Raw genomic sequence first — 23,435 nt, 5'->3', positions numbered from 1 at the left:
GGTTTCACCGTGTGGCAGTAACAGGTAACAAGACATGGCAAAAGAATACAGCCGTACCCAGCGTATCGGCGATCAGATGCAGCGTGAGCTGGCTCAACTGATCCGTCGCGAAGTCAAAGACCCCCGCGTTGGCCTGGTCACCATCACCGCCGTTGAAGTGAGCCGTGACGTGGGTCATGCCAAAATCTTCATCACCGTGATGGGGCAGGACAACAGCGAAGAAATCGCGCAAAGCATCAAGGTGCTCAACTCCGCCGCAGGTTTCCTGCGGATGCAGTTGGCCCGCGAAATGAAGCTGCGCAGCGTTCCGCAGTTGCACTTCCATTACGACGAAAGCGTCGTGCGTGGCGCGCACCTCTCGGCCTTGATCGAGCGCGCCGTGGCTGAAGACAGTCAGCATCCGTCCACACCTGAAGACGCCAAGGAGTAAGCGGTGGCTCAGGTCAAACGTATCCGTCGCAACGTCAGTGGCATCATTCTGCTCGACAAGCCCATTGGTTTTACCTCCAATGCGGCGCTGCAGAAGGTCCGCTGGCTGCTTAACGCCGAGAAGGCGGGACACACCGGCAGCCTGGATCCACTGGCCACCGGCGTTCTGCCGTTGTGCTTTGGTGAGGCCACCAAGTTCTCGCAGTACCTGCTTGATTCGGACAAGGGTTATGAAACCCTCATGCAACTGGGCAAGACAACCACCACGGCAGACGCCGAAGGTGATGTTTTGCAGGTTCGCGACGTGACCGTTGGTCGTGCGGATATCGAAGCTGCATTACCTGCTTTTCGTGGGCAAATCAGTCAGATACCGCCGATGTACTCGGCGCTCAAGCGGGATGGGCAACCTCTTTATAAGCTGGCACGTGCGGGCGAAGTGGTGGAGCGCGAACCGCGTTCTGTTACTATTGCCAGGCTGGAACTGCTCGCCTGTGAAGGTGACACTGCTCGATTGGCGGTGGACTGCAGCAAAGGCACCTATATCCGTACCCTCGTGGAAGATATTGGTGAGAAGCTGGGCTGCGGTGCTTATGTAGCTGAACTGCGACGTACCCAGGCAGGCCCTTTCACCCTGGCCCAGACGGTCACGCTGGAAGAGCTGGAAGCGGTGCACGCCGAAGGCGGCAACGAAGCGGTTGATCGCTTCCTGATGCCCTCGGACAGCGGTTTGCTGGATTGGCCATTGCTGCACTTCTCGGAGCACAGCGCGTTCTACTGGCTCAACGGCCAGCCGGTACGCGCCCCGGATGCCCCGAAGTTCGGCATGGTGCGAGTACAGGATCATAACGGTCGCTTTATCGGTATCGGTGAAGTGAGCGAAGACGGGCGCATCGCGCCGCGTCGACTGATTCGGTCAGAATGACCGAACGAGGGTGGCTGTTAATAGGCATGGTCACTTCTCATTTATAGATACGGGGGTATGCCCTCGGCCTATTGAGATCACCCCTTGGGTGGTTTCCTGAAAAAAGGATTGCCTCATGGCTCTCGACGTTCAAGAAAAAGCACAAATCGTAGCTGACTATCAGCAAGCTGTTGGTGACACTGGTTCGCCAGAAGTGCAAGTTGCACTGCTGACCCACAACATCAACAAACTGCAAGGTCACTTCAAGGCCAACGGTAAAGACCACCACTCCCGTCGTGGTCTGATCCGCATGGTAAACCAGCGCCGTAAGCTGCTGGACTACCTGAAAGGCAAGGATCTGGGTCGTTATCAGACTCTGATCGGTCGCCTGGGTCTGCGTCGCTAATCAGCGATTGCGCTAGAGGTTGGTTGTCTGCCGTGTGCCAGTGGGATTCCCGCTGGCCCATGGTAGGCTCCCAGCCTCAAGTTTTATCTGGATACACGTTTTACCCTGGACGAGGGCCGGGCCGATTCCCGACATTGCCCAAGAATTTCGCAAGAAGACAAGTTCCCCCAAGAGCCACAAAGAAGGTAGGACACCGTGAACCCGGTTATCAAAAAATTCCAGTTCGGTCAGTCGACCGTTACCCTCGAGACAGGCCGTATCGCCCGTCAAGCCTCCGGCGCAGTGCTGGTTACCGTTGACGACGACGTTACCGTACTGGTGACCGTGGTTGGCGCCAAGACCGCTGACCCGAGCAAGGGCTTCTTCCCTCTGTCCGTTCACTACCAGGAAAAGACTTACGCTGCCGGTAAGATCCCTGGCGGTTTCTTCAAGCGCGAAGGCCGTCCTTCCGAGAAAGAAACCCTGACATCCCGACTGATCGACCGTCCGATCCGTCCGCTGTTCCCAGAAGGCTTCATGAACGAAGTGCAGGTTGTCTGCACCGTCGTTTCCACCAGCAAAAAGACCGATCCGGACATCGCTGCGATGATCGGTACTTCGGCTGCGCTGGCGATCTCGGGCATTCCGTTCGATGGTCCTATCGGTGCCGCTCGCGTTGCTTTCCATGAAAGCACCGGTTACCTGCTGAACCCATCTTACGAGCAGCAGAAAGCTTCGAGCCTGGACATGGTCGTTGCCGGTACCTCCGAAGCCGTATTAATGGTTGAGTCGGAAGCCAAAGAGCTGACCGAAGACCAGATGCTGGGCGCCGTACTGTTTGCTCACGACGAGTTCCAGGTGGTAATCAACGCGGTCAAGGAATTGGCTGCCGAAGCTGCCAAGCCAACCTGGACCTGGGCTGCTGCCCCGGAGGCCACCGACCTGCTGGGCGCTATCCGCTCCGAGTTCGGCGCTGCCATCTCCGACGCCTACACCATCACCGTCAAGGCCGACCGTTACGCTCGCCTGGGCGAGTTGAAGGACCAGGTTGTCGCCAAGTTGTCCGGTGAAGAAGGCCAGCCTTCTGCCAGCGACGTCAAGGCTGCATTCGGCGAAATCGAATACCGCACCGTTCGCGAAAACATCGTTAACGGCAAGCCACGTATCGACGGTCGCGACACTCGCACCGTGCGCCCGCTGAACATCGAAGTCGGCGTGCTGCCCAAGACTCACGGTTCGGCGCTGTTCACCCGTGGTGAAACCCAGGCCCTGGTAGTCGCGACTCTGGGTACTGCCCGTGACGCACAGCTGCTGGACACCCTGGAAGGCGAGAAAAAAGACCCGTTCATGCTGCACTACAACTTCCCTCCGTTCTCGGTGGGCGAGTGTGGCCGCATGGGTGGTGCTGGTCGTCGTGAAATCGGTCACGGCCGTCTGGCCCGTCGTTCGATTGCTGCGATGCTGCCGGCTGCCGATGTGTTCCCGTACACCATCCGTGTCGTATCGGAAATCACTGAGTCCAACGGTTCCAGCTCGATGGCTTCCGTTTGCGGTGCTTCCCTGGCGCTGATGGACGCTGGTGTGCCGATGAAGGCGCCGGTTGCCGGTATCGCCATGGGCCTGGTTAAAGAAGGCGAGAAGTTCGCCATCCTGACCGACATCCTGGGCGACGAAGACCACCTGGGCGACATGGACTTCAAAGTAGCCGGTACCGCTAAAGGCGTAACCGCGCTGCAGATGGACATCAAGATCAAGGGCATCACCGAAGAGATCATGGAAATCGCTCTGGGCCAAGCCCTGGAAGCGCGCCTGAACATCCTCGGCCAGATGAACCAGATCATTGGCCAGTCGCGTACCGAACTGTCGGAAAACGCTCCGACCATGATCGCGATGAAAATCGACACCGACAAAATCCGTGATGTTATCGGTAAAGGCGGCGCGACCATCCGTGCGATCTGTGAAGAAACCAAGGCTTCGATCGACATCGAAGACGACGGCTCGATCAAGATCTTCGGCGAAACCAAGGAAGCGGCTGAAGCTGCACGCCAACGCGTCCTGGGCATCACCGCTGAGGCCGAGATCGGCAAGATCTACGTCGGCAAGGTTGAGCGCATCGTCGACTTCGGCGCATTCGTCAACATCCTGCCGGGCAAAGATGGTCTGGTTCACATCTCCATGCTGAGCGACGCTCGTGTTGAGAAAGTGACCGACATTCTCAAAGAAGGCCAGGAAGTGGAAGTGCTGGTACTGGACGTGGACAACCGCGGCCGTATCAAGCTGTCCATCAAGGACGTAGCAGCAGCCAAGGCTTCGGGCGTTTAATCACCCCGCGTTCTAGCTGAAAAAAAGGGACTCTTCGGAGTCCCTTTTTTGTGGGAGAAGGAAATCCCCCTAAAATCAGTTGTTTAGTCGCCTGCAAAAAACCGCAACTTGCACGCAGGCACGACCTGCTTCATGCAACTTGCACGATTTCGAAAAGCACGCTGTTTTTTAACTTGTTGTTTTGTAAGGTTTTTTTCTGTTGTCCCACTTGGCACGCCGCCTGCACTATCCCTGTTAGCGCTGCAGCATCAAGGTTTACGTCTGCAGACTTTTAATAAAACAGGAGTTATTCGTATGAAGAAGTTCGCTCTCGCTACTGCTACCGCTCTGACCCTGGCCATGGGTGCTAACGTAGCCTTTGCTCAGACTTCCCAAGCCCCTATGACTTTGGCGGCCGGTGAAGCGACCAAGGCTAAGGAAAGCGTTTCGGATACTTGGATCACCACTAAAGTCAAAGCCGACTTGCTGACCGAAAAAGGCATTCCGGGTTCGGACATCAAGGTTGAGACCAACAAAGGTGTGGTTTCCCTGTCCTCCGACGTAGCAGTCTCGGATTCGCAGAAAGCCACTGCTGTAGCCATCACCAAGAAAATCAAAGGTGTGAATGCTGTTTCGGCTGACGGCCTGCTGGCTGGCGGCGCTGTCAAAGCTGACGGCATCGACAAAACCAAAGGTGCGGCACACGACGCCAAAGAAACCACCAGCGACACTTGGATCACCACCAAAGTGAAGGCTGACCTGGTTACCGAAAAGGGCATTCCTGGCACTGACATCAAGGTTGAGACCAACAAAGGCGTAGTGTCCCTGTCGTCTCCGACTGCCGTGACTGCATCGCAGAAAGAAACTGCGGTTGCCATCACCAAGAAAATCAAAGGCGTTAAAGCTGTATCGGCCGACGGCCTGAAAGCAGAGTAACGTTAAAGGTTTCGTTTGAACGATATAGCGGCGGCTTAGGGTGAGCTAGTTATCCACCCGATGCACCTCTGGAGTTCATGCGACCGACCACACGGATGTGGTCATTACAGGCCCCGGCACTTGTGTCGGGGCCTGTTCTATTTTGGGGTTGAAACAAAACTGCCAGCCAACCCCCCAAAAAAAATGTGGGAGCTGGCTTGCCAGCGATGTTGGCACCTCAGTCATTCGGTTGCACCGAGGTGATGCTATCGCAGGCAAGCCAGCTTCCACATTAGGATAGGCGTTGCTCAGAAGTTACTCGGCATCCAGATGCATTGGGGTGATGACCCGACCATCTTTCTCCGCCTGCCCCAGTTGCGCATCAATGAAGTACACCCGCTCATCTTCCAACTGGGCCTTGTCCACCAAGTAATCCTTGATGGTACTGGCGCGCTCCTGGCCCAGTTGGCGCAGCAGCACATCACTGCCGCTCCAGAACTTGATCACACCCTCTTTGAGCTTCGCCGAGCGCTCATCGCTGCCAAGGTTTTTCCATTCGGCGGGAGGTTGCTGTTTAAGACGGGTGCGGTAGATACCTTCCAGCAACGGTGCTTTTTCTTTCTCGGGCACTTCAAGCAACGAAGCTTGGGCCGGGACTTTGTCGCCACGGCGCTGGAGGATCTTGTAGTAGTTGTACTGGTATTCACGTTCCAGTCGCTGCGCCGCCAGGAACGGCCCATCGCTGCTGGCAGCAGCCGTGCCTTCGATTTCCAGGCGCAGGGTAGGGCGCTCTTTCAGTGCCTTGGCCAAGGTGTTCAGCGCGCCCTCGGCATCTTTGTTCAGCTCACTGGAGCCGGCGGCGAACGAAACATTACCCAGGTCTTCAGAGCCGCCACCCGTCACCAGCCCGCCAATAAACTTGAAGGGCGCGGTCGCTGCGCGGACGACGAGGTTACGCAGGGTCTGCCACACAATCGGCATCACGCTGAATTGCGGGTTGTTCAGGTCGCCACTGACCGGCAGTTCGATCGAGATCTTGCCGTCGCTGTCCTTGAGCAGGGCGATGGCCAGGCGAATCGGCAAGTCCACCGCATCGGAGCTGTCGACTTTCTCACCCAGTTGCAACTGTTCGACCACCACTTTGTTTTCGGCCTTCAACTGGCCCTTGGTGATCACGTAGTGCAAGTCGAGATTCAGCCGGCCCTTGCGGATACGGAAGCCTGCGAACTTGCCCGAGTAAGGTGTCAAGTTGGTCAACTCGACACGTTTGAAGCTGGTCGCGATATCCAGGGCTGCCATCGGATCAAACGGGTTCACGCTGCCCTTGATGGTCACCGGGGCGTAACGGTCTACCTTACCCTTGATATCGACGCTGGCCGGTTTGGCCTGGCGACTATCGATGGTGCCAATCTGGCCGTTGAGCTGTTGAATCGCGGTGGCGAAGTTGGGCGTGAGGCTGAAGTCGGCAAAGTTTGCCGAACCATCGTTAATTGCGATCTGCCCGATGTGGATGCCCAAGGGCTTGTCTTTGCTGGCAGCCGGCTTGGCGGCTGATTTGGCACCACTGTCGGCAGGCTGGGGAATCAGCAAGTCATCGATGTTGGTGGTGCGATCGTCGTTGATCATGAAGCGCGCATACGGCTGCAGCAGGTTGACCTTGTCGATCGACAGGCTCTGACCGTGCTGATAGTTCACACCCTCCAGTACCAGGCGCTGCCACTTGAGGAAGTCGCGGGTCTTGAGGGTGTCCAGGGTATGCAACTGATCGACCTGAGCGCGGCCGGTGATTTGCAGGGCCAACGGCTCGGTGCTCTTGAGGTTCACATCCAGGTTGCTGCCCAACATGCCGCTGCGCAGTTCCAGGCGAATAAACGGGCTGATATACGACTGGGCCACCCGCAGGTCGATATCCTGGGTATTCACTTTCAGCTTGGCGCTGACCGGGTTGAGGTTAACCTCGCCGGTTGCCTGAATCTTGCCTTGCTTGCCCACGCCACTATCGACCTTCAAGGTGAAGGGGCTTTGGTTGAGGCTGTCGAAGTTCTGCATGTCGACATTCAACGGGCCCAGTTCCAGCGCCACCGCAGGTTTGGCCTGGCGGTCGGCCAGGTGTACCTGATAGTTACGCAGTTGCACATCCTTGAGCATCACTTGCCAGGGTTTGCTCGGCGCCGCCGGTTGGGCTTCAGGCGCGTCGGTGTTGGCCGGTGCCGGTGTTGGCTTGCTTGGCTGGCTGGCGAACAGTTTTTGCCAGTCGAGTTGGCCATCGGCTTCAAGAGCGGCCCAGGTTTCCAGCTTGTTGCTGCGGATTTTGCCGACGACTACCTGCTGCTTGGCCAGGTCTACCGTAGTTTCGCTGACATCCAGGCGTTCCAGGTGTACCAATGGCCGGCCATCCGGCGCCTTGATCGCGAAGGGCGCAATGCTGGCGGCGGTGTTGGTCAGGTTCAGCTCGGTCTCTTTGGCCAGGCTGAACTTATAGTCGGTGCTGAAGTTAAGCACGCCGTCTTCCAGCACCAGCGGCAAGGCGTCACGTACATACGGCCACCAGGCTTTCATCTTGCCGTCGGTGACCTTCAAGGTACCTTCGGAGGTGATCGGTACCAGGCTGACATTACCTTTCCAGTCAATCTGCCCGCCATCAGGGCCAGCGGCCACCAAGGTCATGTCGGCGTTGTCTTCGGGCAAGGTGCTGAGGTTTTTCAGCTCGAAGTCGAGTTTGTCGTAGAGGAATTCGATAGGTTCGCTGGGGCGCAGATCTCGGAAATGCAGATTGCCGCCCGCTAGTTTGATGCTGTCGATACGCAGCGGGAACGGTTTGGCATCGGGATCTGCGGGAGTCGGCTCGCTCGGCGGCAGTTTGAACAACTGCGCCAGGTTCAACTGGCCGGATTTGTCGAACAGCAGTTCGGTCTTGGGCTGGTCCAGTTGCACATCAGCCAGGTGCAGGGCGCGGGTCCAGAGACTGTCAGCCTGCAGGTTGGCGTAAAAGCGCTGGAAGCCCACTTGTTCTTTGCCCGGCTCACCGATCTTCAGGCCCCACAGCGTGAGTTCCAGGCTGAACGGGTTGAGCTCGATGCGCTCGATTCGCGCCGGCACCGTGGCGTAATTCGCCAACTGTTGGTTGGCAATGCGAAGAGCGATGCCGGGTAAAATCAGAAAGCCCAGCAAGCTGTACAAAGCCAGGGCGGTCAACAAGGCGCCTGCGGCGCGGATCAATCCTTTGGGCATGGGTGACGCCATCTGTGTCGAACGAGAGTGCCTTGGAGTATGGCACGGTAATTCGGTTCCGAAGAACAGTGGCTGCTGGGAAACTTCCTACAAATGCAGGATCAAGGTCTTTAACGGAGGCTGCTGATCTGTGGAAGGAAAGTCTGCCCCGGGTGTCATGACCTGCCAGTCGCGCACTGGGCGGCCGGCTTTTTCTGCGCAACGCAGCACCTGTTCACGCCAGTCATCCATGCTGACTTTCGCCAGGTTGTTACAACATATCAGTACCCCATTGTCAGCGGTGGTCAGCAGCGCGGGCTTGAGCAAGCTCTGATAGTCGCGCAGCAGGTCGACGGTGCCGAACGCGCTCTTGGCCCAGGCGGGCGGATCAAGCAGAACCAGGTCGTACTGGCGCTGCTCCAGGCGCGGATAGCTCGGCAGCTTTTGGCCGCGACGCTGGGTGATCGGCAGGCCCGCCAGTTGGCGAATGGCCGGGAAGTAATCGGACTGTACGAACTCCATGCTCGGCAATTGTGGGTTGAGCAGGCCGTTTTCACGCCCGACCGCCAGGTTGCCCTCGGCAAAATCCAGGTTGCACACTTCGCGTGCGCCGCCGGCGGCCGCGCTCAAGCCCACGCCGCAGGTGTAGGCGAACAGGTTCAGCACGCTTTTGCCGGCGCTGTGATCCTTCACCCAACCACGGGTGTTACGCAGGTCGAGGAACAGCAACGGGTCCTGCCCGGCATGGCGCCCCCGCACACGGTAGCTGAGGCCCCACTCGTGGCCGACCAGGTCTTCGAGCGCCGCAGGCTCTGCGCGGTATACCGTGTCTTCACGATCGATACGCGAGTTGCCTCGGGCACGGTCGTTGTACACCAGCAGCAATTCCAGGCCCATGTATTGGTTGATCAGTTGATGCAGGTCCAGAAGGTCTGCGCTGTCCAGCGACTGATGGAAGCTCTGCACCAGCAATTGCGGGCCGTAGCGGTCGATGGTCAAGCCGCCGGCGCCTTCCTGGCTGCCGTGGAACAGCCGGTAGCAGTCTGTACCCTGGGCGTGCAGTTCGTTGATCAGGTCTTGGCGGTGATCGAGGGCGGCGCGCAGCGCCTGATTCAGGGGGGTCATGAAGCGCGCCTTGCTTGCAGAAAAATAAGAAAATCGGGGCGCGGAGTTTAACAGCTAACCCCGGCCTGCACAGGCCGGGGATTATCCTGAGCGCTATCGGTTCAGGCGTTTGTCGATCAACCCGTCTACGACGCTTGGGTCAGCCAGGGTTGAGGTATCGCCCAGGCTGTCCAGTTCGTTGCAGGCGATCTTGCGCAAGATGCGCCGCATGATCTTTCCGGAGCGGGTTTTCGGCAAGGCAGGCGCCCACTGGATCAGTTCCGGTTTGGCAAAGCTGCCAATTTCCTTGCTGACCAGGTCCAGCAAGTGCTTTTTCAGCGTATCGCTGGGCTCGACGCCGTTCATTGGCGTTACAAAGGCATAGATGCCCTGGCCCTTGACGTCATGGGGATAGCCGACCACAGCGGCTTCAGCGACCTGGTCATGCAGCACCAGGGCGCTTTCGACCTCGGCGGTGCCGATGCGATGGCCGGACACGTTGATCACATCATCGATGCGACCGGTGATCCAGTAGTCGCCGTCTTCATCGCGGCGCGCGCCGTCGCCGGTGAAGTAGTAGCCGGGATAGGGCTTGAAGTAAGTGTCGATCATACGCTGCGGGTCGCCGTAGACGCTGCGAATCTGCCCCGGCCAGCTTGATTTGATAGCGAGGACGCCGCTGCCGGCGCCGCTGATTTCCTTGCCCTGCTCATCGAGCAGCACCGGTTGTACGCCGAACATCGGCTGTGTCGCGCAGCCCGGCTTGATGCGCTGGGCGCTGACCAGCGGGCTGAGCATGATGCCGCCGGTTTCGGTTTGCCACCAGGTATCGACGATGGGGCAGCGCTGTTCGCCCACCGCATTGAAGTACCAGTCCCAGGCCTCCGGGTTGATCGGCTCACCGACACTGCCCAGCAGGCGCAGGCTGGCGCGGGAGGTGCTCTCCAATGGGCCGTGGCCTTCACGCATCAGGGCGCGCAAAGCGGTGGGCGCGGTGTAGAAAATATTCACCTGATGTTTATCGATCACCTGCCAGAAGCGCGAGCTGTCCGGATAACTCGGCACGCCCTCGAACATCAGCGAAGTGGCGCCATTGGCCAGCGGACCGTAGACGATGTAGCTATGCCCGGTGACCCAGCCCACATCGGCGGTGCACCAGAACACTTCGCCCTCTTGGTAGTCGAGTACGTACTTGAAGGTCATCGCCGCTTGCAGCAGGTAGCCGCCAGTGGTGTGCAGTACGCCCTTGGGTTTGCCGGTGCTGCCGGAGGTGTAGAGGATGAACAACGGATCCTCGGCGTCCATCGGCTCGGGTGGGCAGTTGTCGCTGGCGGCGTCCAGGGCCGCTTGATACTTGAGGTCGCGGCCCTCGTTCCAGTTCACGCTGGCTCCGGTGCGCTCGACCACCAGCACCGTGCTGACGTTCGGGCAACTGGCCAGGGCTTTATCGACATTCTGTTTCAGCGCCACGGGCTTGCCGCCGCGCACGCCTTCGTCGGCGGTGATCACGGTGCGGCAATCGGCATCGAGAATACGGTCACGCAGGGCGTCAGGCGAAAACCCGCCAAACACCACTGAGTGCACCGCGCCAATTCGCGTGCAGGCCAGCATGGCGTAGGCCGCTTCCGGGATCATCGGCATGTAGATGCACACGCGGTCGCCTTTTTTCACGCCACGGTTTTTCAGCACATTGGCCAGGCGGCTGACGTTTTGATGCAGTTGGCGGTAAGTGATCGTGGAGGATTTTGACGGATCGTCGCCCTCCCAGATGAAGGCCGGCTGATCGGCGCGTTGCGCCAGGTGACGGTCAATGCAGTTGTAGCTGACGTTCAGTTGGCCGCCGGCAAACCATTGGGCGGCACCGGTATTGATGTCTGACTGCTGGACGGTGTGCCACGGTGTTATCCAGTCCAGAAAGCCCTTGGCCTGTTCGGCCCAGAAGGTCTCTGGCTGCTCGATGGATTGGCGATAGAGGCGCTGATAGTCTTCTTGACTGAGTTGCGCAGCCCGGCGGACGGCATCGGCGGTGGGAAACGTGCTTATATCGAACATGAGCGATCCTTATTCTTGTTTTTGCGACAAGTGATAAAGATGCACCCTGTGGTGGGAGGGTTCAAGGCCAACGTCCAAACAGACGTTGGCCTTGAGTGATCAGCATCAGCCGCGGTGACGACCGCGGAAGTAGTTGATCAGGCCCTGGGTCGAAGCGTCCTCGGCTGAGGTTTCTTCGGCGCCCGTCAGGCGGTTGTAAACGCCTTTGCCCAGTTCCTTGCCCAGTTCAACGCCCCATTGGTCAAAAGCGTTGATGCCCCAGACCACGCTCTGCACGAACACCTTGTGCTCATACATCGCCACCAGCGCACCGAGGCGACGCGGGCTGATGCGTTCGACCACGAGGGTGTTGCTCGGACGGTTGCCCGGGATCACCTTGTGCGGTGCCAGCTTCTGCACTTCCGCTTCCGGCAGGCCCTTTTCACGCAGCTCGGCTTCGGCTTCGCCGCGGGTCTTGCCGAGCATCAGTGCCTGGCTCTGGGACAGGCAGTTGGCGTATAGCCACTGGTGGTGATCGGAGACCGGGTTGAAGCTGACGATCGGCACGATGAAGTCGGCCGGGATCAGTTGCGTCCCTTGGTGCAGCAGCTGGTGGTAAGCGTGCTGCCCGTTGCAGCCTACGCCGCCCCAGATCACCGGGCCTGTATCGGTGGACACTGGCGTGCCGTCCTGGCGCACGCTCTTGCCGTTGGATTCCATGTCCAGCTGTTGCAAATGCTTGGTGATGTTACGCAGGTAATGGTCGTACGGCAGGATCGCATGGCTCTGCGCGCCCCAGAAGTTGCCGTACCACACGCCCAGCAAACCCAGCAGCACAGGCATGTTGGCTTCGAACGGCGCGTCCAGGAAGTGCTGGTCCATGGTGTAGGCACCCGACAGCAGTTCCTTGAAGTTGGACATGCCGATGGCCAGGGCGATTGGCAAGCCAATCGCCGACCACAGCGAGTAACGCCCACCTACCCAATCCCACATCGGGAAGATGTTCTCTTCACGAATACCAAAGGCTACGGCCGCCGCGTTGTTGCTCGAAACGGCGATGAAGTGGCGATACAGCTCAGCTTCCGAACCACCCTGGGCCAGGTACCAGGCGCGGGCGGCCTGGGCGTTCTTCAGGGTTTCAAGGGTGTTGAAGGATTTGGACGAAACAATGAACAGCGTGGTCTCGGCGCGCAGCTTCATGGTCAGCTCGTGGAACTCGCTGCCGTCGATATTCGCCAGGTAGTGGCAACGCACGCCTTTGTGGGCGTAGGACAACAGCGCTTCGGAGACCAGTTCCGGACCGAGGAACGAACCACCGATGCCGATGTTCACCACGTCGGTGATCGGCTTTTCGGTGTAGCCACGCCACAGGCCGTCGTGGATGCGACCGACCAGGTCAGTGATCTGGTTCAGCACCTTGTGCACGTCCGGCATGATGTTCACGCCGTTGACCGACAGCTTGTCACCCACCGGGCGGCGCAGGGCGGTATGCAGCGCCGGGCGGCCTTCGGAAGAGTTGACGGGCTCGCCGGCGTACAGCGCATCAATCGCGCCTTTAAGGTTCACTTCCTTGGCCAGGTCCACCAGCAGGTCGCGGGTTTCGCTGGTGATCAGGTTTTTCGAGTAATCGAGGAAAAGTCCGCAGCTGCTCAAGGTAAATTGGGAAAAGCGCTGAGGGTCGGCATTGAACGCTTCGCGCATGCTGAAATCCTGCATGGCTTGGCGATGTTGAACAAGCGCTTGCCAGGCGGGCAGAGCGGTAACGTCATGAGGGGTGCGGTAGTACGCCATCGCTGCGGGTTTCCTTTTATTACAGGGACTGCCTTTAGGACACTTAAAAGCCCGGAACATCCATTCTTGTCTCAACGACTGGGTTCCAGACAGCGCTAACCATAGCGCAGGGCGATTACATTAAACCTAGCGTGTGGATATGTCTTGGCTTTGTCTGCGCTGTGGCCGGTACTTTTTTATACCGGCACAGCCGTCGGGGCAACAGGTGGAGGGTAAAGTAGGGTCAGGCGAGGTTCAGGTGCAGGTTATCGATCAGGCGTGTGGCGCCCAGATAAGCGGCGACCAGGATCACCACATCCCGATCTTCAGCCGTGGCCGGGCGCAGATGTACGCCCTGGCGCACTTCCAGGTAGTCCATGCGTAGCCCTGCGGCTTCAATCTGCTGGATTTGCTCGGCGCGAAGCTTGGCGAAATCATGATCACCGTCTTGGATGGCCGTGGCGATCTGGCTGAGCGCGCGGTACAGCACTGGCGCGACCGCACGTTGCTCCTCGGTGAGGTAACCGTTGCGTGATGACAGCGCGAGGCCGTCCGCTGCACGCACGGTGGGTTCGCCGATGATCTGGATCGGCATGTTCAGATCGCGGACCATGGCGCGAATGACCGCCAACTGCTGGTAGTCCTTCTGGCCAAATACGGCCATGTCGGGCTGGACCATGTTGAACAACTTGCTGACCACCGTGGCCACGCCTTCGAAATGCCCTGGGCGGCTGGCGCCGCACAAGCCTTCGGACAGTTGTGGCACGCTGACGCGGGTCTGGCCGTTCATGCCATCGGGGTACATTTCCTCGACAGTGGGCGCAAACAGGAGGTTGCAGCCCGCCTGCAGGAGTTTTTCCTGGTCGGCGGCCAAGGTGCGCGGGTATTTATCCAGATCTTCGCCGGCACCGAATTGCAGTGGGTTGACGAAGATGCTCGCCACCACGAAATCCGCCTGCTGCGCGGCCTTGGTCACCAGGGTGGCATGGCCGCTATGCAGGTTGCCCATGGTAGGCACAAAGCCGATGCGTTTGCCGGCGCTGCGGGCGTGGGTCACGGCAGCCCGCAGTTCGCGGACGGTTTTAACGGTGTTCATGCCGAGAATCCGTGTTCAACGCCTGGGAAAGTCACATTCTTGACTTCGCTGACGTAAGCGCTCAGGGCTGCGTGAATGCTGTCCTGGCCGGCCATGAAGTTCTTCACGAACTTGGGCACGTGACCGCTAATCGACAGGCCGAGCATGTCGTGCAGGACCAGCACCTGACCATCGGTGGCGGAGCCGGCGCCAATGCCGATTACCGGCACTTTGACGGCCTGGGTGATTTCTGCGGCCAGTTCGCTGGGGACGCACTCCAGCACAATCATCGCGGCACCGGCTTGTTCCAGGGCGATGGCATCGGCGCGCATCTGACGCGCCTGGGCTTCATTGCGGCCCTGTACCTTGTAGCCGCCGAGGATGTTCACCGACTGCGGGGTCAGGCCCATGTGTGCACATACCGGTACACCGCGTTCAGCCAGCAGCCGGATCGACTCGGCCAGCCACACGGCGCCTTCGACTTTGACCATATGGGCGCCGGCCTGCATCAGTTTGCCGGCGTTCTGGAAGGTCTGCTCAAGCGTGGCATAACCCATGAACGGCAGGTCGGCGATGATCAAGGCGCCGTCGTTGCCACGCTTGACGCTGGCGGTGTGGTAGGCCAGTTCATCCGTGGTCACGGGCAGGGTGCTGTCATTCCCTTGAAGAACCATGCCCAGGGAGTCGCCCACTAACAACACTTCAACCCCGGCCTGGCAACAGGCGTTGGCGAAGGTGGCGTCATAGCAGGTCAGCATGGTGATTTTTTCACCCTTGAGCTTGAGGCTCTGCAAGGTGGTCAGGGTAATGTCTGGCATGAAAAGGGTCCTCGTTCAGGCGCTTGGAAACAGCGAGTAACGCGCGTGAGTCTTCGTTTATACAGGCGCACTGTCTTGAAAGCAGTGCTTATAAGGCCTGGATTGCGCCCTGTAGCGCCGGGTTGGCGGCAGCGGGACGCCTATAGTCGTGAGGAGGACACGGGAAGTCAATTGGATGTGTTACCGCATTGTTACGATGGCGGTGTTACCGCTGTTACTGACGCCATTGCGCAACTTGTGCGCGGTTTACGGCAGCGCAGATCAAATGTGGAAGCTGGCTTGCCTGCGATGGCATCCACGCGGTGTGGCTGATACACCGAGTCGCTTGTATCGCAGGCAAGCCAGCTCCCACATTGACCGAGTCATTCTTGCGGTAAGCGTTCCAGGCCGACGAATGGGCAGGCTGTGAGCAGGGCGCTCAAGCGTTGGCCGTCAGGCAGTTGCAGGTCGGTTGACGCCAATTCAGCCAGCGGATACAGCACAAAGGCACGCAGATGCATCTGGTAGTGCGGCACCTTGAGGCGCGGTTCGTCGATCAGGCGATCACCGAACAGCAAGATATCCAGATCCAGTGTACGTGGGCCCCAGCGCTCAAGACGTTCGCGGCCCTGGTCATTCTCGATGGCTTGCAGTGCGTCGAGCAGGTCCAACGGCGCCAGGCTGCTGTCCAGTGCCGCAACCGCGTTGGTGTAGCGCGGTTGGCCTGGGAGCAGGGAGTCACTTTGATAAAAGGCAGACACCCCGGCGAGGTGGGTGCCAGGCAGTTGCGCCAGCGCCTCGATCGCGCTGCGCAATTGCTGTTGCGGGGCAGCCAGGTTGCTGCCCATGCCGATGTAGATACGTTCCACGTTTATTCGCCCGCGGCGCCCGAGGCATCGGCACTGCTGCGTTTACGCTTGCTGCCGCTGCGGCGACGCTTTTTCGGCCCTTCACCGGCACCATCGCCTTTGCTGCCAAGCTCACGAATCATTTCGCGACGCTGGCTGTCATTGGCGTCCTGATAGTCAGTCCACCATTCGCCCAGGCCATCGGTCTGCTCACCGGCGCTTTCGCGCAGCAGCAGGAAGTCGTAGCCGGCACGGAAGCGCGGGTTGTCCAGCAGCAGGTCAGCACGCTTACCGCTGCGACGCGGCAAACGTTCCTGCATGTCCCAGATTTCGCGGATCGGCATGGTGAAGCGTTTCGGGATGGCGATGCGTTGGCACTGCTCGGCGATCAGTTCGTGAGCGGCTTCCTGCATGGCCGGGATCGGCGGCATGCCACGGTCCTGCAGGCGCAGTACGCGCTTGGGCAGCGCTGGCCACAGCAGGGCGGCAAACAGGAATGCCGGGGTTACCGGTTTGTTCTGCTTGATGCGCAGGTCGGTGTTGACCAACGCTTCGCTGATCAGCGTGTGGGTGTACGTGGGGTTGTATTCCAGCGCCTCGGCACTGGCCGGGAACAGCGGGTCGAACAACTGCAGGTCGACGAGCATTTCGAAGGTGTCGGCGGCATACCCCGAGAGGAACAACTTGAGCACCTCTTCGAACAGGCGTGCCGAGGGGATTTCCCGCAGCATGGGCGCCAGCTCGCGAATCGGCGCGGCAGTGTGCTTCTCGATACCGAAGTTGAGTTTGGCCGCGAACCGCACGGCGCGCAGCATACGCACCGGATCTTCCTGATAGCGCTGGGTCGGGTCACCGATCAGGCGGATCAGGTTATTGCGAATGTCGTGTACGCCATTGGCGTAATCGAGGATGCGCTCGCTGACCGGATCGTAATAAAGGGCATTGATGGTGAAGTCGCGACGTTGCGCGTCCTCCTCCAGGGTGCCGTAGACGTTATCACGCAGGATGCGCCCGCTCTCGTTGCGGGAAGACTGATTGGTGTCTTCCTCTTCATCGTTTTGCGGGTGGCCGGCGCGGAAGGTCGCGACCTCGATGATTTCGCGACCAAAATGGATATGCACCAGCTTGAAGCGCCGGCCGATGATTCGTGCGTTACGAAACTCGGCGCGCACTTGTTCAGGTGTGGCACTGGTGGCTACGTCGAAATCCTTGGGCGTGATATTGAGCAGCATGTCGCGTACGCAACCACCCACCAGGTAAGCCTGGTAGCCGGCGTTCTGCAAACGTTCGACGATGTTCACTGCATAACGGCTGAATTGAGCGCGCTGCAACGAATGCTGGCTGCTGTTGAGCACTTCAGGCGTGCTGCGTTTGTGTTGCGTACGACGCAAGGGAGAACGGAATGACTGGAACAACTTCTTCAGCATGGGATGCACTGTTTGAAGGAATGTTCGGCCATAACGAAGAATGACCGCATGATGGGCGGGGATTCTAGCATTTAGTCAGGGGATGGTGTAGGAACAAGCTACAGGCATTGCGCCATAAGCGTTTTGGAGTCAAATCCCGGAAACTACAAGGGGAGCCGAAGCTCCCCCAGAAGTAGTTGCGTGCTCTATTTTTATTATTGATTTCGGGCTTCTTGTTTTTGTTGATCGCCCTCGCCATGAAGCTTCACCTTCATGACACTCCCAATCGAGAGTCAAGAGCAAACGGATTGCTTTGGTCGCTGTGTTGCTGATCTACGATCCAACCAGTTCAGGCTCTGCCTTAGGGCAGTTTTTGTTGTTCTCGGCCTGGTTGCGGGGCAAGCCCCAAATGCAACGCCTCTCCAAAAGAATCAGTTAGCTGCGCCTCCGCCGTGTTGTTTTTGTTATGCGTGAGTCGATTCGTCTTATTTTTATTGTCTTGTACATAGCTTGTTATTGTTTTTGTACTAAGCATATAGCAGGGTGCGTGCCAACTTTTGTGCCGGCCAGCAAAATCAGGGGGTTGAGGTGGTTTTGCAGTTTTCGAGGGCAAAAAAAAGCCGGGGCTTCGTTACCGTAAGCCCCGGCTTTTGTTACGTGAAAAGTCAGCGGTAACAGTTTTTTCACATTAACAGGTGTTACCCATAGGGGCGCACCCTCAGCTCTCGCTGGCAACCCCGGTCTTGCGCCGCGGAATGCCCAGGCGCTGGCGCCGCTCCCACAGGCACTTGCGACTCACACCCAGCTTGCGGGCCAGTTCGGTCTCGGTCATATGGTCCTGATGTTCCAGGACGAAATGCTGGAAGTAGTCTTCCAGTGACAAATCCTCCGTCGGCTCATGACTGGTATTGCTACCGCCGCCCTGTTGTGGGGCCAGGCCGATGAAGTCATCGTCTTCCAGGTCACTGAGCTCGATATCGATGCCCAAAAGCTCGGCGGAAATCTCCGGGCTTTCCGACAGGATCACCGCGCGCTCCACGGCGTTCTCCAATTCCCGCACGTTACCCGGCCACGAGTAATGCCGGATTGCCTGCTCGGCGTCCGCGGCAAACTTCAGGTCGGTACGGTTGATGCGTGCGCTCTGGCGTAACAGGAACGCACTGGCGATCTCGTTGACGTCGGCGCCGCGCTCGCGCAGGGCTGGCAATTTGAGGGCGATCACGTGCAGGCGGTAATACAAGTCTTCACGGAACTGGCCGATCTTGGCCAGGCTCTTGAGGTCACGGTGCGTCGCTGCAATAAGCCGCACATCAACCTTTTGCGATTGCACCGAACCGACTCGGCGAATCTCGCCTTCCTGCAACACCCGCAACAAGCGCGCCTGGGCTTCCAGTGGCAGCTCGCCGATTTCATCGAGGAACAAGGTGCCGCCGTCCGCCGCTTCAACCAGGCCAGCACGCCCGGCGCTGGCGCCGGTGAACGCGCCTTTCTCGTGACCGAACAGTTCGGACTCGATCAGCGATTCGGGGATTGCCGCGCAGTTCACCGAGATCATCGGTGCCTTGGCGCGCTTGGACAGGTTGTGCAGGGCGCGGGCAACCAGCTCCTTGCCAGTGCCCGACTCGCCCTGGATCAATACATTGGAATCGGTCGGCGCCACTTTGCGGATCTTGCTGTACAGATCCTGCATCGGCGGGCAGGAGCCGATGATGCCGATCTCGCCATTGCTGTTGTCCACACCGGGCTTGTCGGCGCCGTTGGTCGCTTTACCGGTTGGACGCTGTTCGGCAGGCGCGCTGCTGGCCGACTGACGGTCACGCAGGATGCGGGCCACGGCTTGGAGCATCTCATCGTGATCGAAAGGCTTGGCGATATAGTCCACCGCGCCCATCTTCATCGAGTCGACCGCCGAGCGCAGGCTGGCGTAGCTGGTCATGATCAGCACCGGGGTGCCTTGGCCCAGCTTGATCAGCTCGGTGCCCGGAGCTCCAGGCAGGCGCAGGTCGCTGACAATCAGGTCGAACGTGGGGATGCTGAACCGCTCCTGGGCTTCCTGCACCGAGCCGGCTTCGCTGACCTGGTACTGATTTCGTTCAAGCAGGCGACGCAAGGCAGAGCGGATAATGGTTTCGTCTTCGACGATCAAAATGTGCGGCATTGATTCAATTCTCTCGACGGTCTCAGTTCACAGCGGACGTCGCTTCGACATGACGCGGCAAGGTCACCCGGATACGGGTGCCGCGTTGGCTTTCGGTGTCAGCCGGGCTGTCGATGGTGATTTGTCCATAATGCTCTTCAACGATGGAATAGACCAGTGCAAGGCCCAGACCGGTACCTTCACCGGGGTCCTTGGTGGTGAAGAAAGGTTCGAACAATCGGTCCATGATGTTCTGTGGGATGCCGCTGCCTTCGTCCTCCACGATCAGGTCGACCGTGTGCTCGAAAGCCTCGCTCTTGACGCGTACAGCGCTGCCGGCCGGCGACGCATCGCGTGCGTTGGACAGCAGGTTGATCAGCACTTGGGCCAGGCGTTGCGAGTCGCCATCGACCCAATGTTCCGGATCACACAGATTAAAGAACTGTACTTCGAAATTGCGCCGATTCAAGGCCAGAAGCCCAATGGCGTCCTGCGCGACCTCGGCCAGGCACACCGCTTCGTCCTGGTTTTGATGCGCGCCGGAGTGGGCGAAGCTCATCAGCGACTGCACGATGCGCGAAACGCGCTTGGTCTGTTCAAGGATCTGCCCGCTGATTTCAGTGATTTCACCGTCTTCCTCGCGCTCCTCGCGCAGGTTCTGCGCCAGGCAGGCGATACCGGTGATCGGGTTGCCGATTTCGTGGGCCACGCCGGCTGCGAGACGACCAATACTGGCCAGGCGCTCGGAATGCACCAGCTTGTCTTCGAGCATCTGCGTGTCGGTGAGGTCTTCCACCAGCAAAACCAGGCCGCTGTTACCGGGAGCCAGGGGCTCATCAATGGCGGCTTTGTGCAGGTTGAGCCAGCGGGTCTGGCCGTCGAGGGCCAGGTGCTGCTTGTGCAAGTGCTCGTCGGGCAGGTTGATAAACCCCTGAAGCAGTTCTTTCCACGGATCGGCCAGGGTATTGAGGCGCGAACCCACTACCCGCTGCGCGGCGATGCCGGTGAGTTCTTCCATGGCCTTGTTCCACATCAGGATTTCCTGGTCCTTGGCCAGGGAACAGACACCCATCGGCAGTTCCTGCAAGGTCTGGCGGTGGTAACGGCGCAAGGCATCGAGTTCGGCGGCCAGGCCGGTGAGGCGTGAGTGGTAATCCTCCAGCCGGCTTTCGATGAAATGGATGTCTTCGGTCACGTAGTTTTCGCCGCCCGCCTTGTAGGGCAGGAAGGTCTCGACCATGTCCTGGGACACGCTGGGGCCCATCAGGCCGGAGAGGTTGGCCTCGATACGGTCACGCAGACGGCGCAGGGCATAGGGGCGACGCTCGTCGAACGGCAGGTAGAGGTCACGCAGCGCTTGCTCGACCTCCTTTTGCGCCGCCTTGGCGCCCAGAGGCTTGGCCAGTTGCGTGGCAAACTCCTGGGGCGAGGCTGCGTGCAGTTCGCGGCGTTGCGGGCGACGCACGTTGTCCACTGCGCAGGCTTCGGCGGCGCTGGTTTCTTCGGCGCTGGCGTTGGTGAACAGTGAGATCAGGGTGAACATCAGTACGTTGGCGGCCAGCGAGGCAATGGCCGCCATGTGCCAACTGGTGTCGTCGAGCACGTAAATCATGTTCAGCAACGGAATGTAGAAGCCCTGCAAGTTGCCGACCAGTGGTAGCAACATGGTGACGATCCACACCAGGATCCCCGCCAGCAGCCCGGCGATAAAACCACGGCGGTTGGCGGTCGGCCAGTACAGCACCGACAACACCCCCGGCAGGAACTGCAAGGTGGCGACAAACGCGACAATGCCAAGGTTGGCCAGGTCTTGCCCGGCGCCGAGCAGCAGGTAGAACCCGTAGCCGGCGGTAATGATCGCAACGATCAGCGCGCGGCGGGTCCATTTCAACCAGCGGTAGATATTGCCCTCAGCCGGCGGCTGGTACAGCGGCAGCACCAAGTGGTTGAGTGCCATGCCCGATAGCGCCAGCGTGGTGACAATGATCAATCCACTGGCCGCCGACAAACCGCCGACATACGCCAGCAGTGCCAACGCCGGGCTGTTGGCGGCAATGCCGATGCCCAGGGTGAAATACTCAGGGTTGGTGGTGGCCCCCAGTTTCAGGCCGGCCCACAGGATCAACGGCACCGCCAGGCTCATCAGTAACAGGAACAGCGGCAAGCCCCAGCTCGCACTCACCAGTGAGCGTGGGTTGAGGTTTTCGGTGAAGGTCATGTGGTACATGTGCGGCATTACGATCGCCGAGGCGAAGAACACCAACAGCAGCGTGCGCCATGGGCCTTCCTGCAAGGGTGTGTGCAGCGCGGCGAGGGCAGTCTGGTTTTGCAGCAGCCACAGCTCCAGCTGTTGCGGGCCGTCGAACACGCCGTAGAGCGCATACAGGCCGACGCCGCCGATGGCGATCAGCTTGATGACCGACTCAAAGGCAATTGCGAACACCAAACCTTCGTGTTTCTCGCGGGTAGCAATATGGCGCGAGCCGAAGAAAATTGTGAACAGGCTGATCAGTGCACAGAAAGCCAGGGCAACACGGTGTTGCACGGGTTCGCGGGTCAGGATGCTGATGGAGTCTGCCACTGCTTGAATCTGCAGGGCCAGCAACGGCAGTACGCCGATCAGCATGAAAATCGTGGTCAGCGCACCGGCCCAGGTACTGCGAAAGCGGAAGGCAAACAGGTCCGCCAGGGATGATAACTGGTAGGTACGAGTGATTTTCAGGATCGGGTACAGCAACACCGGCGCCAGCAGGAACGCACCGGACACCCCCAGGTAACTGGACAGAAAACCGTAGCCGTACTGATAGGCCAGGCCCACCGTACCGTAGAACGCCCAGGCGCTGGCGTACACGCCCAGGGACAAGGTGTAGGTCAGCGGATGGCGAATGATCGCCCGCGGAATCATTCCGCGCTCACTGATCCAGGCCACGCCGAACAACGCAGCCAGGTAGGCGGCGCTGATCAGCAGCATCTGGGTGAGGCTAAAGCTCATCGGCATCTTTTTGGCTCTGCAGGATGAAGGTCACGACGATCAGGATCAGCCACAGCAGATAAGGGCGATACCAGGCACCCGTGGCGTCGATCCACCAATCCATGATGGCGGGGGAGAACAGGTAGATCCCGACGACCAGCAACAGGACCAATCGATAGATATACATATTGGCCTCTGAAAAAAAGTCTGCGGCGATGGTAACGGATGGCGGGCAACCTGCAAGCGCCTTCAACTCAATTGCGCTTCGGCCAGCGTGAGTGTGCGCGGGATCTGCGTCGCGTCCCAGTGCGTAATGCCCCAATCCAGCAGTTCCCGTGGGCTTGCGTAAAGCAGTTCGTTACCGGCTGGCTGGCCGAGGGCGCGCAGTGCGCGAAGCAGCAAGGGCGTGGCCTGGTCGGCGGTCAAAGGTGGGGAGCGGTAGGATTTTCCCAGTTTGTTGCCGTCCGGCTGCACAATCAGTGGTACATGCAGGTAACGTGGCTGGCGCAGGCCGAGCAGCTCTTGCAAGTAAAGCTGGCGCGGCGTGGAGTCCAGCAGGTCGGCGCCGCGCACGATATCGGTAACCCCTTGCCAGGCATCGTCGAGGACCACGGCCAACTGATAGGCGTAGAGGCCGTCGCGGCGCCGGATGATGAAGTCGCCGGCGTCGCGGCCCAGATGCTGTCGGAACTCGCCCTGCACGCGGTCGGTAAAGTGGTATTCCAGTTCAGGCACACGCAGACGGATGGCAGCATCCTGCTGGTTGTGGCCGGCATTGCGGCACAAGCCTGGGTAAATCCCGTTGTAGGGTTCCAGTTGCTTGCGCGAGCATGTGCAGGCGTAGGCCAGGCCATGGTTGAACAGGTCATTCAGCACTTTGGCGTAGGCGTCATGCCGCTCGCTCTGCCGAACCAGCTCGCCATCCCATTCAAAGCCGTAGCTTTGCAGGGCATGCAGGATCGCTGCCTGGGCGCCGGGCTCTTCACGGGGAGGGTCAAGGTCTTCCATGCGCATCAACCAGCGGCCATGTTGGGCGCGTGCGTCGAGGTAGGAGGCGAGGGCAGCAACCAGGGAGCCGAAGTGCAAATGGCCGCTGGGCGTGGGGGCGAAACGCCCGATATAGGTAGAGGCTGTCATGGGCGGATACTACTGCAA

Annotated in this window: 17 protein-coding genes; 5 read left to right on the top strand and 12 right to left on the bottom strand. The window is 59.4% G+C overall.

Translation table 11 applies throughout. The annotated features are described in order from the left end of the window. The first annotated feature begins 34 nt into the window (after positions 1-34). The 5 genes from rbfA (at position 35) to FW800_RS23730 (ending at position 4,952) form a co-directional block, all read left to right on the top strand. On the top strand, positions 35-430 hold the full coding sequence (gene rbfA, locus FW800_RS23750) for a 30S ribosome-binding factor RbfA (protein WP_003176137.1): 396 nt from the start codon (positions 35-37) through the stop codon (positions 428-430). 3 nt (positions 431-433) lie between these two features. After that, on the top strand, positions 434-1,351 hold the full coding sequence (gene truB, locus FW800_RS23745; RefSeq protein ID WP_005791476.1) for a tRNA pseudouridine(55) synthase TruB: 918 nt from the start codon (positions 434-436) through the stop codon (positions 1,349-1,351). Positions 1,352-1,466: 115 nt separating this feature from the next. Next, complete coding sequence (rpsO, locus tag FW800_RS23740; protein ID WP_003177875.1) at positions 1,467-1,736, top strand: 30S ribosomal protein S15; 270 nt, start codon at positions 1,467-1,469, stop codon at positions 1,734-1,736. A gap of 195 nt (positions 1,737-1,931) precedes the next feature. Next, entirely contained in the window at positions 1,932-4,037 is a 2,106-nt protein-coding gene (gene pnp / locus FW800_RS23735) for a polyribonucleotide nucleotidyltransferase (RefSeq protein ID WP_005791474.1), read from the top strand. Positions 4,038-4,331: 294 nt separating this feature from the next. After that, positions 4,332-4,952, top strand: coding sequence for a BON domain-containing protein (locus FW800_RS23730; RefSeq protein WP_032879445.1), 621 nt, complete (start codon positions 4,332-4,334; stop codon positions 4,950-4,952). A 294-nt stretch (positions 4,953-5,246) separates the two neighbouring features. Here FW800_RS23730 and FW800_RS23725 read toward each other — a convergent pair whose 3' ends face one another. From FW800_RS23725 to gluQRS, 12 genes are all read right to left on the bottom strand, one after another. Continuing rightward, positions 5,247-8,162 (bottom strand): DUF748 domain-containing protein, encoded by a 2,916-nt coding sequence (locus tag FW800_RS23725; RefSeq protein ID WP_446438569.1) that lies wholly within the window; start codon positions 8,160-8,162, stop codon positions 5,247-5,249. Between the two features lie 87 nt (positions 8,163-8,249). Continuing rightward, the gene (locus tag FW800_RS23720; protein WP_078822319.1) at positions 8,250-9,266 is read right to left on the bottom strand and encodes a class I SAM-dependent rRNA methyltransferase; all 1,017 of its coding nucleotides are present in this window, start codon (positions 9,264-9,266) and stop codon (positions 8,250-8,252) included. Between the two features lie 93 nt (positions 9,267-9,359). Then, a complete protein-coding gene (gene acs / locus FW800_RS23715; RefSeq protein ID WP_078822318.1) occupies positions 9,360-11,297 on the bottom strand; it encodes an acetate--CoA ligase in 1,938 nt (645 codons plus the stop codon). A 105-nt stretch (positions 11,298-11,402) separates the two neighbouring features. Further along, the gene (gene pgi, locus FW800_RS23710; RefSeq protein WP_446438568.1) at positions 11,403-13,067 is read right to left on the bottom strand and encodes a glucose-6-phosphate isomerase; all 1,665 of its coding nucleotides are present in this window, start codon (positions 13,065-13,067) and stop codon (positions 11,403-11,405) included. A 223-nt stretch (positions 13,068-13,290) separates the two neighbouring features. Beyond that, positions 13,291-14,142 carry a pantoate--beta-alanine ligase gene (panC, locus tag FW800_RS23705; RefSeq protein ID WP_122734166.1) on the bottom strand — a complete coding sequence of 284 codons (852 nt, stop codon included), beginning with the start codon at positions 14,140-14,142 and terminating at the stop codon, positions 13,291-13,293. Beyond that, the gene (panB, locus tag FW800_RS23700; RefSeq protein WP_005791461.1) at positions 14,139-14,939 is read right to left on the bottom strand and encodes a 3-methyl-2-oxobutanoate hydroxymethyltransferase; all 801 of its coding nucleotides are present in this window, start codon (positions 14,937-14,939) and stop codon (positions 14,139-14,141) included. Before panB ends, panC begins: the two co-directional genes overlap by 4 nt. A gap of 362 nt (positions 14,940-15,301) precedes the next feature. Next, on the bottom strand, positions 15,302-15,787 hold the full coding sequence (folK, locus tag FW800_RS23695) for a 2-amino-4-hydroxy-6-hydroxymethyldihydropteridine diphosphokinase (RefSeq protein WP_216092106.1): 486 nt from the start codon (positions 15,785-15,787) through the stop codon (positions 15,302-15,304). Positions 15,788-15,789: 2 nt separating this feature from the next. Beyond that, the gene (locus tag FW800_RS23690) at positions 15,790-17,193 is read right to left on the bottom strand and encodes a polynucleotide adenylyltransferase PcnB (RefSeq protein WP_032879455.1); all 1,404 of its coding nucleotides are present in this window, start codon (positions 17,191-17,193) and stop codon (positions 15,790-15,792) included. Between the two features lie 697 nt (positions 17,194-17,890). Beyond that, positions 17,891-19,330: a sigma-54-dependent transcriptional regulator gene (locus FW800_RS23685; protein ID WP_446438567.1), complete on the bottom strand. Its 1,440-nt coding sequence runs from the start codon at positions 19,328-19,330 to the stop codon at positions 17,891-17,893. Between the two features lie 22 nt (positions 19,331-19,352). Continuing rightward, positions 19,353-22,307: a sensor histidine kinase gene (locus FW800_RS23680; RefSeq protein WP_005791453.1), complete on the bottom strand. Its 2,955-nt coding sequence runs from the start codon at positions 22,305-22,307 to the stop codon at positions 19,353-19,355. Continuing rightward, on the bottom strand, positions 22,291-22,467 hold the full coding sequence (locus FW800_RS23675; RefSeq protein ID WP_003176118.1) for a hypothetical protein: 177 nt from the start codon (positions 22,465-22,467) through the stop codon (positions 22,291-22,293). The genes FW800_RS23680 and FW800_RS23675 overlap by 17 nt, the downstream gene beginning before the upstream one ends. A gap of 62 nt (positions 22,468-22,529) precedes the next feature. Further along, the gene (gene gluQRS / locus FW800_RS23670; protein ID WP_446438566.1) at positions 22,530-23,417 is read right to left on the bottom strand and encodes a tRNA glutamyl-Q(34) synthetase GluQRS; all 888 of its coding nucleotides are present in this window, start codon (positions 23,415-23,417) and stop codon (positions 22,530-22,532) included. Between the last annotated feature and the right edge of the window lie 18 nt (positions 23,418-23,435).

Source organism: Pseudomonas sp. 910_23, from assembly GCF_052850795.1.
The sequence above is the reverse complement of the archived record's forward strand: the minus strand, read 5'-3'. Positions and strand labels throughout refer to the sequence as shown.